This window comes from Curtobacterium sp. C2H10 (assembly GCF_025407985.1).
In the GTDB taxonomy this organism is placed as follows: Bacteria; Actinomycetota; Actinomycetes; order Actinomycetales; family Microbacteriaceae; genus Curtobacterium.
Genome location: NZ_JABXGF010000075.1, coordinates 1 through 13,572, shown reverse-complemented (window position 1 = coordinate 13,572; position 13,572 = coordinate 1). Strand labels below are relative to the sequence as shown.

At 72.3% G+C, this 13,572-nt stretch carries 13 protein-coding genes and 1 tRNA gene; 5 read left to right on the top strand and 9 right to left on the bottom strand.

From position 1 onward, the window contains the following. Positions 1 to 116: 116 nt before the first annotated feature. Positions 117 to 1,472: an MFS transporter gene (locus HWD93_RS17465; protein WP_261647506.1), complete on the bottom strand. Its 1,356-nt coding sequence runs from the start codon at positions 1,470 to 1,472 to the stop codon at positions 117 to 119. A 101-nt stretch (positions 1,473 to 1,573) separates the two neighbouring features. On the opposite strand from HWD93_RS17465, the gene HWD93_RS17460 reads away from it, so the two are divergent. Next, positions 1,574 to 3,001, top strand: a complete 1,428-nt coding sequence (locus HWD93_RS17460) for an LLM class flavin-dependent oxidoreductase (protein WP_261647505.1) — start codon at positions 1,574 to 1,576, stop codon at positions 2,999 to 3,001. Continuing rightward, complete coding sequence (locus tag HWD93_RS17455) at positions 2,998 to 4,278, top strand: acyl-CoA dehydrogenase family protein (protein ID WP_071295922.1); 1,281 nt, start codon at positions 2,998 to 3,000, stop codon at positions 4,276 to 4,278. The genes HWD93_RS17460 and HWD93_RS17455 overlap by 4 nt, the downstream gene beginning before the upstream one ends. 54 nt (positions 4,279 to 4,332) lie before the next feature. Here the strand turns inward: HWD93_RS17455 and HWD93_RS17450 are convergent, their stop codons facing one another. From HWD93_RS17450 to HWD93_RS17430, 5 genes are all read right to left on the bottom strand, one after another. Beyond that, positions 4,333 to 4,677 (bottom strand): metallopeptidase family protein, encoded by a 345-nt coding sequence (locus tag HWD93_RS17450; RefSeq protein WP_070416619.1) that lies wholly within the window; start codon positions 4,675 to 4,677, stop codon positions 4,333 to 4,335. An 89-nt stretch (positions 4,678 to 4,766) separates the two neighbouring features. Next, positions 4,767 to 4,842, bottom strand: a tRNA-His gene (locus HWD93_RS17445). A gap of 111 nt (positions 4,843 to 4,953) precedes the next feature. After that, positions 4,954 to 5,580, bottom strand: a complete 627-nt coding sequence (gene orn, locus HWD93_RS17440) for an oligoribonuclease (protein WP_092384091.1) — start codon at positions 5,578 to 5,580, stop codon at positions 4,954 to 4,956. A 790-nt stretch (positions 5,581 to 6,370) separates the two neighbouring features. Continuing rightward, a complete protein-coding gene (locus HWD93_RS17435) occupies positions 6,371 to 7,612 on the bottom strand; it encodes an MFS transporter (protein WP_070416617.1) in 1,242 nt (413 codons plus the stop codon). Continuing rightward, positions 7,609 to 8,055 (bottom strand): MarR family winged helix-turn-helix transcriptional regulator, encoded by a 447-nt coding sequence (locus HWD93_RS17430; RefSeq protein ID WP_070416616.1) that lies wholly within the window; start codon positions 8,053 to 8,055, stop codon positions 7,609 to 7,611. Before HWD93_RS17430 ends, HWD93_RS17435 begins: the two co-directional genes overlap by 4 nt. Before the next feature lie 61 nt (positions 8,056 to 8,116). Between HWD93_RS17430 and HWD93_RS17425 the strand changes: the two genes are divergently transcribed. Beyond that, positions 8,117 to 8,407, top strand: coding sequence for a hypothetical protein (locus HWD93_RS17425; protein WP_261647504.1), 291 nt, complete (start codon positions 8,117 to 8,119; stop codon positions 8,405 to 8,407). A gap of 62 nt (positions 8,408 to 8,469) precedes the next feature. Continuing rightward, complete coding sequence (locus HWD93_RS17420; RefSeq protein WP_022907438.1) at positions 8,470 to 8,730, top strand: thioredoxin family protein; 261 nt, start codon at positions 8,470 to 8,472, stop codon at positions 8,728 to 8,730. On the opposite strand, the gene HWD93_RS17415 is transcribed toward HWD93_RS17420, so the two are convergent. From HWD93_RS17415 to HWD93_RS17405, 3 genes are all read right to left on the bottom strand, one after another. Further along, positions 8,674 to 10,104 (bottom strand): DUF6716 putative glycosyltransferase, encoded by a 1,431-nt coding sequence (locus tag HWD93_RS17415; protein WP_261647503.1) that lies wholly within the window; start codon positions 10,102 to 10,104, stop codon positions 8,674 to 8,676. The genes HWD93_RS17420 and HWD93_RS17415 overlap by 57 nt on opposite strands. A gap of 95 nt (positions 10,105 to 10,199) precedes the next feature. Continuing rightward, the gene (locus HWD93_RS17410; RefSeq protein WP_261647502.1) at positions 10,200 to 11,072 is read right to left on the bottom strand and encodes an N-acetylneuraminate synthase family protein; all 873 of its coding nucleotides are present in this window, start codon (positions 11,070 to 11,072) and stop codon (positions 10,200 to 10,202) included. Continuing rightward, entirely contained in the window at positions 11,069 to 11,842 is a 774-nt protein-coding gene (locus tag HWD93_RS17405; protein ID WP_261647501.1) for a cytidylyltransferase domain-containing protein, read from the bottom strand. The genes HWD93_RS17410 and HWD93_RS17405 overlap by 4 nt, the downstream gene beginning before the upstream one ends. Before the next feature lie 160 nt (positions 11,843 to 12,002). On the opposite strand from HWD93_RS17405, the gene HWD93_RS17400 reads away from it, so the two are divergent. After that, positions 12,003 to 13,572 (top strand): glycosyltransferase family 39 protein (locus tag HWD93_RS17400; protein ID WP_261647500.1); only part of this gene is annotated, 1,570 nt, incomplete at its 3' end.

Sequence of the window (13,572 nt, the reverse complement as noted above, 5' to 3'; positions counted from 1 at the left end):
GGGCGTGCGGCGCGGCGCGGGCGCGCGGCCCGGCGCGGCGGGCGGAGGCCGAGTTCACGCGCTGGGCGACACTTCACGCCCGATCGCGCCCGTGATGTGTCGCTCAGCCCGAAACTTCAGCCCGAAACCGCACCCCGCGCACCCCGCCGGGCCGCCGCCACCGGGTCCACCGCGAACACCGCCGCGACGATCGAGAGCACCGCGTACACCCCGAGGTACCCGCACAGGATCCACGGCGAGCCCCCACCGAGCTCGACGAACACGGCCGCGAGCAACGGCGTGAGCCCCACCGAGAAGATCGACCCGATCTGGTACCCGAGCGACATCCCCGAGTAGCGCCGACCGGTCGGGAACTGCTCCGCGAACCACGCCGCCTGGGGCCCGTAGATGCTGTCGTGGAACACGCACATCCCGATCAGCGCCACGAGCGGCAGCAGCACGAGCGGCCCCGCGTCGAGGAACGCGAAGAACGGCCAGATGAGCACCGCGATCCCCACCGCCGACCAGATCGTCAGCACCCGTCGGCCGACCCGGTCGGACAGCCAGCCCCAGAACGGCGTCGACACGAGCGACACCGCGGAGATGACGAGCACGGCCTGGAGCCCGGCCGAAGCGCCGGACGGGCCCCGCACCGACCCGAGGTACGTCAGCGAGTAGGTCGTGAGGATCGAGTACAGCGCCGGCTGCACGAGCCGCAGCCCCGCGGTGACGAGGATCGCCCGCGGGTGCCGCCGGATCGCCTGCCACACCGGGAACCGCTCGACGTTCCCGGAGGCGCGCAGCTCCTGGAAGACCGGCGCGTCCTGCACGCCGAGCCGGATGACGAGCCCGACGGCCACGATCACCGCCGAGAACAGGAACGGCAGCCGCCAGCCCCACGCCAGGAACGCCTCGGTGCCGAGCAGCCCCCGTACGAGCGTGAAGACACCGGTCGCGAGGAGCATGCCGCCCGCGGATCCCATCTGCGTGAACGCCCCGAACAGTCCCCGGTGCCGCTCGGGTGCGTGCTCGACGGACAGCAGCGCCGAGCCGCCCCACTCGGCCCCGGCCGCGACACCCTGCAGCAGCCGCAGGACCACGAGCGCGACGACGGCACCGACGCCGATGGTCGCGGCGGAGGGGATGACCCCGATCAGCGTCGACGCGATCCCCATCAGCACGAGCGACGCGACGAGCAGCTTCTTCCGCCCGATCCGGTCGCCGAGGTGGCCGGCGATGATCCCACCGAGCGGACGGGCGACGAACCCGACACCGTAGGTCGCGAACGACGCGATGACGCCGACCGCGGGGGTCACGGAGGGGAAGAACGTGGGCGCGAACACGAGCGCGGACGCGGTCGCGTACAGGTAGAAGTCGTAGTACTCCACGGTCGTCCCGACGAAGGACGCCAGGGCGACGCGACGGCGGGTCGCGGTGGTCGACGGTGCGGTGGAACGGACTGGAGGCGCGGCTGCGGTGGTCGAGTTCGGCACCCTCAGGAGCATGGTCGCGTCGCGCACCTCGGGGAACACCCCGCGTAACGCGAGGTCACGTCACGCCCTCCCGCGACACCACGGCGGGGAACATGGACCGCATGAGCGATGCACCGAACCGCCCGCTGCGCTTCGCGGCCTTCGTCATGAACACGACGTCGCACATCCAGCACGGCCTCTGGCGGCACCCGGACGCCCGCCAGGCCGACTTCGACGACGTGACGCTGTGGACCGGCCTCGCGAAGACCCTCGAGCGCGGGAAGTTCGACGCGATGTTCTTCGCGGACGTCGTCGGGACGTACGGCCCCGGACGCGGCGACTACTCGACCAACCTGCGCGAGGGGCTGCAGATCCCCTCGAACGACCCGTCCGTCCTGCTCTCGGCGCTCGCCGTGTCGACGGAGCACCTCGGGCTCGCGTTCACGTCGAGCGTCATCCAGTCCCACCCGTTCGACTTCGCCCGCAAGGTCTCCACCCTCGACCACATCACCCGGGGCAGGATCGGCTGGAACGTCGTCACGAGCGCCCTCGACAGCGCCGCGCGGAACTTCGGCGCCGACCGGCTCGAGGAGCACGACGAACGCTACGTCTGGGCCGAGGAGTACCTCGAGGTCTGCGCGAAGCTCTGGGAGGGGTCGTGGGATGACGGCGCCGTGCTCAAGGACCCGGTGCGCGGCTACGCCGACCCCGACAAGGTGCACCGCATCGACCACCACGGGAAGCGCTACGACGTGCAGGGCCCGCACCTGTCAGCACCGTCGCTGCAGCGGACGCCCGTGCTCTTCCAGGCGGGGTCCTCGCCGGCCGGCCGTGCCTTCGCCGCGCGGAACGCCGAGGCTCAGTTCATCCTGACGTCGAACCGCGACGCCACCGAGCAGCTCATCCGCGAGACCCGTGACCTCGCTTCGGCAGCGGGGCGGCAGCGGGACGACATCGCCTTCTTCCTCGGGCTGACGTTCGTCACCGGGGCCACCGAGGCCGAGGCGAAGGCGAAGGAAGCGGAGATCGACGAGTACCTCGCGGCCGACGGCTTCCTCGTGCACTCGAACCTCGGGTTCGACCCCGACACCGGCGACCCCCTCGACCCCGAGACGCCGCTCTCCGAGGTCCGCACGCACGCCGGCCAGTCGCACCTGCAGTGGCTCCGGGAGGCCGCCGGCGACCGGGAGCCGACGATCGCCGACCTCGCCCGACTGTCCGCGAAGCTCCGTGCCCGCGTGGTCGGGACGCCTGAGCAGATCGCCGACGAGCTCGCCGACTGGCAGCGCGCCGGCGTCGACGGGGTCAATGTCATCAACTGGACGCTGCCCGGCTCCTACGAGGAGTTCGTGGACCACATCGCCCCGACCCTGCAGGAGCGCGGACTGATGCAGTCCGAGTACCGCGAGGGGACGTTGCGCGAGAAGCTCTTCGGCCACCCGCAGCTGCCCGACAGCCACCCGGCGCGGCGGTGGCGGGGAGCGTTCACGGGCGGAGCTGCCGGAACCGGCGCGGACGCCGCGCGCGACGCCGTGGAGGTGACCGCATGACCGACGCGACGACGACCACCGGGGGCGAGCCGTCCCTCCAGGCCGGCACCGGGACCAGCCGCCTGGCGGAGCTGCGCGCTCGGTTCCAGCCGCTGTTCGACCGCATCCGCGAGGGGGCCGTCGACCGCGAGCTGGCGTCCGGGACGCCGGGGGACCGGCCGCTGCCGCACGACGAGGTCCGTGCGCTCGCCGACGCGGGGTTCGGACGGCTCCGCGTGCCGGAGGACCGTGGTGGGTTCGGCGTGACGCTCGTCGAACTCGTGCACCTCGTCGCCGACCTCGCCGCTGCCGACTCGAACATCGCGCACCTGTGGCGCGGGCACTTCGGGTACACCGAACTCGTGCTCCTCCGGCCGTCGTCGGCCGGGCGGGACGAGTGGCTGCAGCGGATCGTCGACGGCGCGATCATCGGGAACGCGACGTCGGAGCGGACCGGGACGACGCTCGCCGACATCTCCACCACGGTGCGCGTCGCCGAGGACGGTTCCGTCCGTCTCGACGGCCGGAAGTTCTACTCGACCGGGACGCTCTACTCGGACTGGATCTACCTCGCGGCGGACCGCTCGGGTGACCGCGTCACGTTCGCCGTGCCGGTCGACGCGCCGGGCGTGACGAGCGTCGACGACTGGGACGGGTTCGGCCAGCGGTTGACCGCGTCCGGCACCACGGTGTTCGACGGGGTGTCGGTCGACCCCTCGGTGGTCTCGGCGTACAAGGACGCCCCGCTGTCGCACATCCAGGCCTTCTACCAGGTGTACCTGCTGGCGGTCCTCGCCGGGATCGGGCAGGCGGTGTCCGACGACGCCGTCGCGTTCGTGCGACCGCGGACCCGGACGTACATCCATGCGAACGCCGCGCGGCCCGGGGACGACCCGCAGGTGCTGGCAGTGCTCGGTCGGCTGTCGGCCGGGGCGTTCACGGCCCGGTCGCTCGTCGTCGCCGCGGCGGGGCTGCTCGACGGGGTGGTGGGCACGAACGAGCCCGGGGCCGGCGTCGACCGTGACCTGCTGGACGCCGCCGAGAACGCGGTCTACCAGGCGCAGATCGAGGTCGGGCCGCGGGTGCTCCGGGCGGCGTCGGAGCTGTTCGAGGTCGGTGGGGCCTCGGCGGCCGATCGCACGCGGGCGTTGGACCGGCACTGGCGGAACGCTCGGGTCGTGGCGTCGCACAACCCGGCGGTCTACAAGGAGCGGCTCGTGGGGGAGTACGCGCTGCACGGGCGGGGGCCGGTGGACGGGTGGGAGAAGTACCACGAGGTGGGGCCGACGCGGTTCTGAGGCGCTGGCGCGGGCGCCGGGGCCTCGGCACCCGCGCGGGTGCCGAGGCCCCGGCTACGCCCAGCCGAGCTCGTGGAGGCGCTCGTCGTCGATCCCGTAGAAGTGCCCGATCTCGTGCACGAGCGTGGTGTGGACCTCGTCCTTGAGCTCCTCGAGCGTGTCGCACTCGGCGAGGTGCTGCTTCCGGAACACCACGATGCGGTCCGGGAGCTCGCCGAAGCCGTACTGCCCACGCTCGGTCGCCGCGATGCCGTCGTACACGCCGAAGAGCTCTTCGCCGTTCTCCGGTTCGTCCTCGACGACGAACACCACGTTGTCGAGGCCGTCGACCATCTCGTCCGGCAGCAGGTCGAGTTCGTCGGTCACGAGCTGTTCGAACGCGTCGGCGGACATCTCCATCACGTCGCCGATCGTTGCAGGACAACCTGATCGAACGACGAAGGCCCCGGTCCGAGGGACCGGGGCCTTCCGCTGATCTGCATCAGCACTGGGGTGAATAACGGGTCTCGAACCCGCGACCTCCTAGACCACAACCAGGCGCTCTACCAACTGAGCTATATCCACCATGTGTACACCGGGCGACCGGCGCGACCACTCAATAGTAGTACATGCCGGGGGCGGGTCAGAACACGAGGGGTGAGCCGCGCCTCCTGGACGCGCCGCAGGCGGTGTGTCCTACTGCGCGAGCCGCGGCTCCCACTTGGCGACGACCTCGCTCGCGACGGCCTTGACGTCGTCCGAGGTGGGGCCGGGTTCGGCCACGAAGCCCGCCCGGCGGTAGTACTCGAGCTCGCGGATGGACTCGAGGATGTCCGCGAGGGCACGGTGCCCACCGTGCTTCTCCGGCGCGTTGAAGTACACGCGCGGGAACCAGCGGCGGCAGAGCTCCTTGATGCTCGACACGTCGACGCTGCGGTAGTGCAGGTGCCCGTCGACGCGGGGCATGTACTTCGACAGGAACGATCGGTCGGTGCCGATGGTGTTGCCCGCGAGGGGAGCGGATCCCTCGGCGGGCACGTGCTCGAGGATGTACTCGAGCACCTGGTACTCGGCGTCCGCGAGGCTCACACCGTTCGGGATCTCCTCGAGCAGCCCCGAGGTGGTGTGCATGTTCGTGACGAACTCGTTCATGTTGTCGAGCGCCGACTGGTCGGGCTTGATCACGATGTCGAAGCCGGGGTGCACGGGGACGAGGTCGAAGTCGGTGACGACCACGGCCACCTCGACGAGTTCGTCGACCTCGAGGTCGAGGCCCGTCATCTCGCAGTCGATCCAGACGAGGCGGTCGTTCGCAGTTGCCATGGTGTCGATCCTATTCCGCGGCGGGGCGGGGTCGCTTTCCGCCCGCGCGCCCGCGCCCGTTCGCTCGCGCCCGCGGCCCCGCACGGCCCGCACGGCCCGCCCGGCCCGCGAGCGGGCGGTATGCGCGCGCTGAGGGGCGCGGCTGGGACGTTTTCCGCCAGCCCGTGGTGCGGGGGGAGCGCGAGTGGGCGGTATGTGCGGGCTACGAGCCGCGGTCGGGACGTTTTTCGCCCGTTCGTGGCGCGGGGCGCGGGCAAGCGTCCGGACGGGCGGCGCCGGTCTCGGGGGCCGACCCGCGCCTCCAGGCGGCGCCCGTGCCATCTGCGCGCGCGGGCGGAATGCGCGGGGTGCGGGGCGTGGGCCGCGCAGCATTCGCCCGCTCTCGCGGGTGCGACGCGGCGAGCGGGCGGTACGTGACGGCTGTGGGGCGCGAGCGAGCCCGATTTCGCCCGCTCGCGGGTGCGACGCGGCGAGCGGGCGGTACGTGACGGCTGTGGGGCGCGAGCGAGCCCGATTTCGCCTGCTCGCGGGGTGGGCGCGAGTGCCTGGAGGCGCGGTGCCGGTCTCGGGGGCCGACCCGCGCCTCCAGGCGGTCACCCGGGACCCGCGAGCGGGCGGAATGCGCGGGGTGCGGGGTGCGACCGGGACGGAGAACGCCCGCTCGCGCGGGTGAGCGCGCGAGCGGGCGGAAGGTGCTGGGGGCGGCGGGTGAGCGGGACGTACTTCGCCCGCTCGCGGAGCGCGAAGCGCGGCCAACCGCGGCCGCGGGCTCCGCCCGCAGCCGCGGGGGCTACGCCATCTCGCCGGCGGCGATGGCCTCGGCCTCGACGGGCTCGGGCTCGGCGCCGTCGTCGACCCGGCGCAGCACGCGCGTGGTGCACACCACGACGACGAACGCGACGGCGACGGACAGCCCGGCGAACACGTACGCGGCCGACGGGGCGAACTGGTCGGCGAGCAGGGTGGCCACGGGCGGGGCGATCGCACCGCCGATGAAGCGCACCGCGGAGTACGCGCTCGAGGCGACGGAGCGGGGGAGGTCGGTGGCCTCCATGACGCATTCGGTGAGGACGGTGTTGAGGACACCGAGCACGAGGCCGCCGATGATGACGCAGATGATCAGGCCCACCTGCGACTGCACGACCACGGCGGCGGCGAACAGGTCGAGCGCGAGCAGCGGGAGCGCGATCTTCAGCACGGTGGTGCGGCGGAGCCGTGCGGTGAGCATCGGGGCGACCCAGACCGAGGTGATCGCGAGGCCGACGCCCCAGCCGAAGAAGGTGAAGCCGATGCCGAGGGCGCCGAAGCCGAGCGGGAAGGGCGTGTAGGCGAGCAGGACGAAGAAGCCGATGTTGTAGAAGAGCGCGGTGACGGCGAGGGCGGCGAGTGCCGGGCGACCGAGCGCGCGGAACGGTGCGGAGAGCTTGGTCGGCGTGGGCTTCTCGAGGTTCTTCGTCTTGAGGAGCGTGACGATGGCGATGAACGCGATGGCCATGAGCGTCGTGACGCCGAAGAACGGGCCGCGCCAGCTGACGGAGCCGAGCAGGCCGCCGACGAGCGGGCCGACGGCGATGCCGAGGCCGAGCGCCGCCTCGTACAGGATGATCGCGGACGCGGTGCCACCGGAGGCTGCCCCGACGATCGTCGCGAGTGCGGTGGAGATGAAGAGCGCGTTGCCGAGACCCCAGCCCGCGCGGAAGTCGATGATCGTCCACACGCTGTTCGACGTCGCCGCGAGCACCGAGAACAGCACGATGAGCGCGAGGCCGATGAGCAGGGTGTTCTTCGCGCCGATGCGGCTGGACACCCAGCTGGTGAAGAACATCGCGACACCGGTGACGGCGAGGTAGCTCGTGAAGAGGAGCTCGGTCTGCGCCGCCGTGGCCTTGAGGGACGAGGCGATCGCGGGGAGGATCGGGTCGACGAGGCCGATGCCCATGAAGGCGACGACGCAGGCGAAGGCGATCGCCCAGACCGCCGATGACTGCTTGAGGATGCTGCCGGACTGTGCGGCGGGTGCGTGGGCGTTCACGCGTGGGTCTCCGTTCTGGTGGCGGTGGAGGTTCGGGCGGCGATGACCTCGACGGCGTCGTGCAGGGTGTCCCACTCGTCGTCGGACAGGTCGGCGAAGAGCGGGCCGACCGTCCGGGTGAGGGTGACCCGCCAGGACGCCAGGCGTTCACGGCCGGCGTCGGTGAGCTCGATGAGCTGCCCGCGGGAGTCGTCGGGGTCGACGCTGCGGGACACGAGCCCGTCGGCGAGCATGCCCGCGACGAGTCGGGTCATCGTGGGCTGCGCGACGCGGGAGGCGGCAGCGAGCTCGCCGAGGCGGAGCGGCTGGTCGGTCTCGAGGATGCCGAGCGTGCGCCAGACGGCGGAGGACGTGGTGTTCCCCGTTGCCTGCGCTGCGGTGCGGATCAGGCGGTTGACCGAGACGAGGAGCGTCTCGATCGTCTGTTCACGCGGTGATTCCATAGCAAAACTATATAGCGAGGCTATGAATGTGTCAACAGGCGGTCCCTGGTAGAAGGGATGCATGAGCGACATCACCATCCACGAAGGCGACGAGTACACCGTGATCTTCCACGGCGGACCCTTCGACGGCACGACCGACACCCGCACGGCCACGAGCGACGCGCTGGACGACGAGGTCACGGTGTTCGCCGACGTCGAGGGACTCCAGACCGCGTTCACCTACCGAATGACGAAGTCCCGCCAGGTGCTCGACCAGACCTCGGCCGAGTTCGAGTACGTGCCGGGGGAGTCCGACCCGGTGGACGACCTCGCGGACCGCGGGGACCGCAGCGGCGAGTTCGACCGCGAGTAAGCAACAGCGCCGCACCACACGCACCGGGAGTAGATCCGGCCGCGCCCGCGTTGCAGGACCACATGCAGCTCGACCTCTGGACGTCCTCGTTCTGCGCCCCGTGCGCCGCCGCCCGCCGGGTGTCGGCCGAGGCGTCCGAGCTCGTCCCCGGGCTGCACGTGACCGAGCGCGACGTGGCGAACCACCCCGACCAGGCGGAGGACCTCGGCATCCGGTCGACCCCCACGATCATCGTGCGGCGGGACGACGGTGCCGAGGTCTTCCGGTCACCCGGCGTCCCGACCCGGGACCAACTGCTCCTCGCGATCGCCAAGGCGATCTGACGGGCCACCACCGGACGCGGCTCCTCCGGACGCGGCTCCACCGGACGCGGCCCCTCCGGACGCGGCCCTGCCCGACCCGGACCCACTGACACGCTGGCTCGTCGGCGCGAGCAGCACCGGCACCTCCGCCGGCCGCACCACCCGCCGCACCTGCCGGACGACCCGCTTCAGCGCCCGCACCGGCGCCCCGATCACCAGCGCGACGGCCCCGAGGACACTCCGGTCGTCCGGCCCGAGTGCGTTCTTCCGCTCCCAGGCCCGACGGAGCACGCCACCACGACTCCGGCGTGCGGCCGGTCGGTCGCGCAGGACGCCGGCGTCGCGCGACGCCATGAGCCGTTCGGTCCGGTCGGCCCAGTCGTCCTCGGACTCCGGGTGGAAGTGGTTGTCGTGCATCCACTCGTCCCGAACCGTCCCGAACCGGCCGTCCACCAGGTCGACGGCGTCGCCCTCGAGCCCGCTGCCCACGAACACCTCGTTGATGAGGTGCCGCCCGATGCCGAAGTCGGTCAGGGTGAGCGCGGGGATGCCCCGGGCCGCCGCTTCGAGCACGGCCGTCGAGCTGATCGTGACGAGGGCGACCGCCCGGTCGAGGTGCGCGGACATCGGCCCGCTCTCGACCACGAGGTTCGCCGGCGCGTCCGTCGGCACGAGGTCCGGGTACGGGTCCTGTTCGCGGTGCGTCTGGTGCTCCCCGGCGGCGGCACGGACCTTGATCACCACGCGCCACTCCGGGTGGCGACGGGCGGTCTCGGCGAGCCACCCGACGACACGCTCCCGCTCGGCACGTTCCGCGGGGACGCTCGGCTGTGCGGCGAAGACGACGGAGTCGCGGACGATCGCAGCGCCGTCACGGCTCGCAGCGGCTCCGGACGGCCGCGCGAACGGCAGCGTCGCGAGCGCGAAGTGCGGTTCGACGCCGCCCTCGGTCGCGAGCTCCTCGTAGGCGCGGACCTCGCGGTGGCTGTGCAGCACGAACAGGTCGGCGCGCGCCCGGAAGAACACGCCCTTCCACTTCGCCGGGTAGGAGATCCCGGGCAGCCCCGTCACGAGGACGGGTCGCCGTGGCAGACGACGGTGGACCTCCTCGATGACGAGCTCCGCCACCGGTCCGATCAGGGACACCAGCACTGCGTCCGGTGGGTCCTGCCGGAGTCGTTCGACGATGGCGTCGACCTCGAGCGCCTCCGGCGGCGCCGCGGCCAGGTGCGCGAGCCGGTCGTCGAGCCCCCGGAACGCGGACCGCAGCTGCGCGCGGCTCGCGGATCGCGGCGTCGCCACCGTGAGCAGTTCGAGGTCCCAGTGCGCGGGTGCCGTGGCGAGCAGGTGGGCGCCCCACTTCGCGAACGAGTCGGTGTCGACCAGACCGACCACGCGTCGGACGCGTGGCAGGGCATCGGACGGGAGGCGCGCCTCCCGTCCGTCCCTCGGCTCGCCCCCGCCGCCGGCCGCGTCCAGGTCGCCGCCCGTCACGCTCCGACGCGGCGCAGCTTCGCGAGCGGTGCCCGCTCGCCGGGCATGACCCGCTTCACGCCGTCGCCGAGCGCGGTCTCGATGATCCGGACGTCGCGCGCGAGCGTCTGCAGTCCGTGCGGCTCGAGCGACGCGGCGTGGTCGGAGCCCCACATCGTGCGGTCGAGCGTGATGTGGCGCTCGACGGCCGTCGCGCCGAGTGCCACGGCGGCGATGGAGATCTGCAGCCCGGGCTCGTGGCCGGAGTACCCGACCGGGACGCCTGCGTAGCGGTTCGCGAGGGTGTCGATCATCCGCAGGTTCGCCTCCTCGGCGGGGAGCGGGTACGTCGACGTGGCGTGCATGAGCACGAGTCGCTCGGTGCCGAGGGCCTCCACGGCACGGTCGATCTGCTCGAGCGTCGACATCCCCGTCGAGAGGATCACGGGCTTGCCGGTCGTGGCGACCTCGGCCAGGAGTCCGAGGTCCGTCACCGACGCCGAGGCGATCTTGTACGCCACGACGTTGAGGTCCTCGAGGAAGGCGACCGACGGCTCGTCCCACGGCGAGGCGAACCAGTCGAGTCCGCGGAGCGTCGCGTGGTCGCCGATCTCGATGTACTGGTCGCGGTCGAACTCGACGCGGTACCGGTACTCGAGGTAGGTCATCTCGCCCCACGGCGTGCTGCGCGGCGTCTGCTTCATGTGCTCGGGCGTGGAGATCTCCGGCGTGCGCTTCTGGAACTTCACGGCCTGCAGCCCGGCGTCGGCCGCGACGTCGATGAGTCGCTTGGCGATGTCGACGTCGCCGTTGTGGTTCAGGCCGATCTCGCCGATGAGGTACGCGGGGTGGCCCGCGCCGATCGTGGACGTGCCGATGGTGACGGTCATGGTGCTCCGTTCGGTGCGGGGACGTGCGGCTCGGTGGCCGGACGGTGGTCTGGTGCGTGTTCGTCGGACCGGTGCGCGGGACGGTCGAGCCGTGGTGCGAGGACGGACGCCAGCGCGAGGTCGGCCGGGTCGTCGACGTCGATCGCTCCGGCACCGTCGACGACGACGAGTTCGACGCGGCCGTGGAACCGGTGGCGGTGCTCGCGGAAGGCGGCGGCCCGGAAGGCGTAGAACGCGCCCGTCTCGCGGAACTCCGGCTCGCGGTCCTGCCGCCGGGGGCGGACGGCCTGGTCGTGGTTCACGGCGCGGGCGGTGCCGTCGTCGCCGATGCGCCAGAGGAACGCGTGCGAGGGCGCCGCGGCGAACACCGAGTCGGCGTGGCCGTCGCGGACCCGGGTGACGGCGGCGTCGAGGTCGGCCGGGTCGATGAACGGCGAGGTCGCCTGCAGGAACACGACGACGTCGGGCTCCTCGCCCGCGGCCGCGAGCGTGTCGAGGACGTGCAGCAGCGCGGACTCCGACGAGGCCTCGTCCCCGGCGAGCGCTGCCGGACGCCGGACGACCCGGACGCCGGCGGACAGGGCCTCGGCCGCGATGGCGTCGCCGTCCGTCGAGACCACGACGGTGTCGATCGTCGTCGCTGCTCGGGCGGACTCCACCGCGCGACGGACCAGGGAGCGCCCGGCGACGGGGCGGAGGTTCTTGCCCGGGATGCCCTTCGACCCCGCACGGGCCGGGACGACCGCGACGACGGAACCGGTGGGGCGCATGCTCGGGACGCTACGAAGCCGCGGTGTCGCGGAGGCGAACACCAGGCAGACGCGCGCCGAACCGTTCCGGAACCCGACCCGGCGGACGCACGCCGCGCCTCCCGGCGCTTCCACAGCGCTGCCAACGGATGCCGAAAGCCGGCCCGGTGACGCTGGGACCATGCGCATCAGCTCCCGCACACCCGCCGTCCAGCGAGCACGGTGGGAACGTCCTGCCTTCTTCGGCCTGCTGCTCGTGACGGGCGTCCTGTACCTGGTGAACCTCGGGGTGAACGGGTACGCGAACGCGTTCTACTCGGCGGCCGTGCAGGCGGGGAGCCAGAGCTGGGAGGCGTTCTTCTACGGCTCCTCGGACGCGGGCAACTCGATCACGGTCGACAAGCCGCCGGCGTTCCTCTGGGTGATGGAGCTGTCCGTGCGCCTCTTCGGTCTCAACTCGTGGGCGATCCTCGTGCCGGAGGCCCTGATGGGCGTCGGGACCGTGGCACTGCTGTACGTCATCGTCCGGCGACGGTTCTCCGCCGGGGCCGCGCTCGTCGCAGGTGCCGCACTCGCGACGACCCCGGTCGCGACCCTGATGTTCCGCTTCAACAACCCGGACGCACTGCTCACCCTGCTCATGGTGCTGTCGCTCTGGCTCGTCCTGCGCGGTGTCGAGAGCGGGCGTCTGCGGTGGGTCGTCCTGGCCGGCGTGGCCGTCGGGATCGCCTTCCTGACGAAGCAGCTGCAGGGGTTCCTCATCCTGCCCGTGCTCGTCGGCGTGTACCTGTCCTGCTCGTCGCTGCCGTTCGTGAAGCGCATCGTGCACCTGCTGTGGGCAGCCCTCGCCGTGGTCGTCGCCGGCGGGTGGTGGGTCGCCGTGGTGGAACTCGTGCCGTCGTCGTCCCGCCCGTACATCGGCGGGTCGCAGACGAACTCGTTCCTCGAGCTCACCTTCGGCTACAACGGCCTCGGGCGGGTCACCGGCGACGAGACCGGCAGCGTGACCGGGGGCGGCGGCACTGCCGGAGCCGGCTCCTGGGGCGCCACCGGGCTGCTGCGGCTGTTCGGGTCGGAGTTCGCCGGCCAGATCACCTGGCTGCTGCCCACCGCACTGGTCCTGCTCGTGGCGGCGCTCGTCGCGATCGGGTTCCGGCAGCGGACGCCCTCTGCTCGCTCCCGCCTCGCCACGGTCATCGCGCTGGGTGGGTCGCTGCTCGTGACCGGGCTGGTGTTCAGCTTCATGGGCGGGATCTTCCACCCGTACTACACGGTCGCGCTCGCGCCGTACATCGCCGGGCTCGTGGGCATCGGCGCCGGGGTGCTGTGGGAGCGCCGCGCGTCGTGGTGGTGGCGTGGGACGGCGGCGTTCGCGGTGGTCGTCACGGTGGTGTGGCAGTGGCACCTGCTGACGGCGGCGTCGGGGTGGCAGCCGTGGATCCGGTGGGTGGTGCTCGTGGTCGGGGTGGTGACGGCGGGGGCGGTGCTGGTGCCGGTGCACGGCGGCCGGCTCGCGAGGTGGTCCCGTCCGATCAGCAGCGTCGCGGTCGTCGGTGCGGTCGTCACAGCGCTGCTCGGGCCGGCGGCGTACTCGATCGACACGGTGACGACCGCCCACACCGGGGCGCTGCCCTCGGCCGGACCGACCGTCGCGGGCGGCGGGTTCGGTGGCGGGGCCCGCGGCGGCGGTGGGTTCGGTGGTGCTGGCGGCGGCCCTGGAGGCGCGGGTGGCGTCGGCGGGACCGGCGGAC

Coding starts and splice junctions, on each gene's coding strand:
- HWD93_RS17455 (WP_071295922.1), top strand. CDS start 2,998: ATGACCGACGCGACGACGACCACCGGGGGCGAGCCGTCCCTCCAGGCC.
- HWD93_RS17450 (WP_070416619.1), bottom strand. CDS start 4,677: ATGGAGATGTCCGCCGACGCGTTCGAACAGCTCGTGACCGACGAACTC.
- orn (WP_092384091.1), bottom strand. CDS start 5,580: ATGGCAACTGCGAACGACCGCCTCGTCTGGATCGACTGCGAGATGACG.
- HWD93_RS17460 (WP_261647505.1), top strand. CDS start 1,574: ATGAGCGATGCACCGAACCGCCCGCTGCGCTTCGCGGCCTTCGTCATG.
- HWD93_RS17420 (WP_022907438.1), top strand. CDS start 8,470: ATGCAGCTCGACCTCTGGACGTCCTCGTTCTGCGCCCCGTGCGCCGCC.
- HWD93_RS17430 (WP_070416616.1), bottom strand. CDS start 8,055: ATGGAATCACCGCGTGAACAGACGATCGAGACGCTCCTCGTCTCGGTC.
- HWD93_RS17405 (WP_261647501.1), bottom strand. CDS start 11,842: ATGCGCCCCACCGGTTCCGTCGTCGCGGTCGTCCCGGCCCGTGCGGGG.
- HWD93_RS17425 (WP_261647504.1), top strand. CDS start 8,117: ATGAGCGACATCACCATCCACGAAGGCGACGAGTACACCGTGATCTTC.
- HWD93_RS17410 (WP_261647502.1), bottom strand. CDS start 11,072: ATGACCGTCACCATCGGCACGTCCACGATCGGCGCGGGCCACCCCGCG.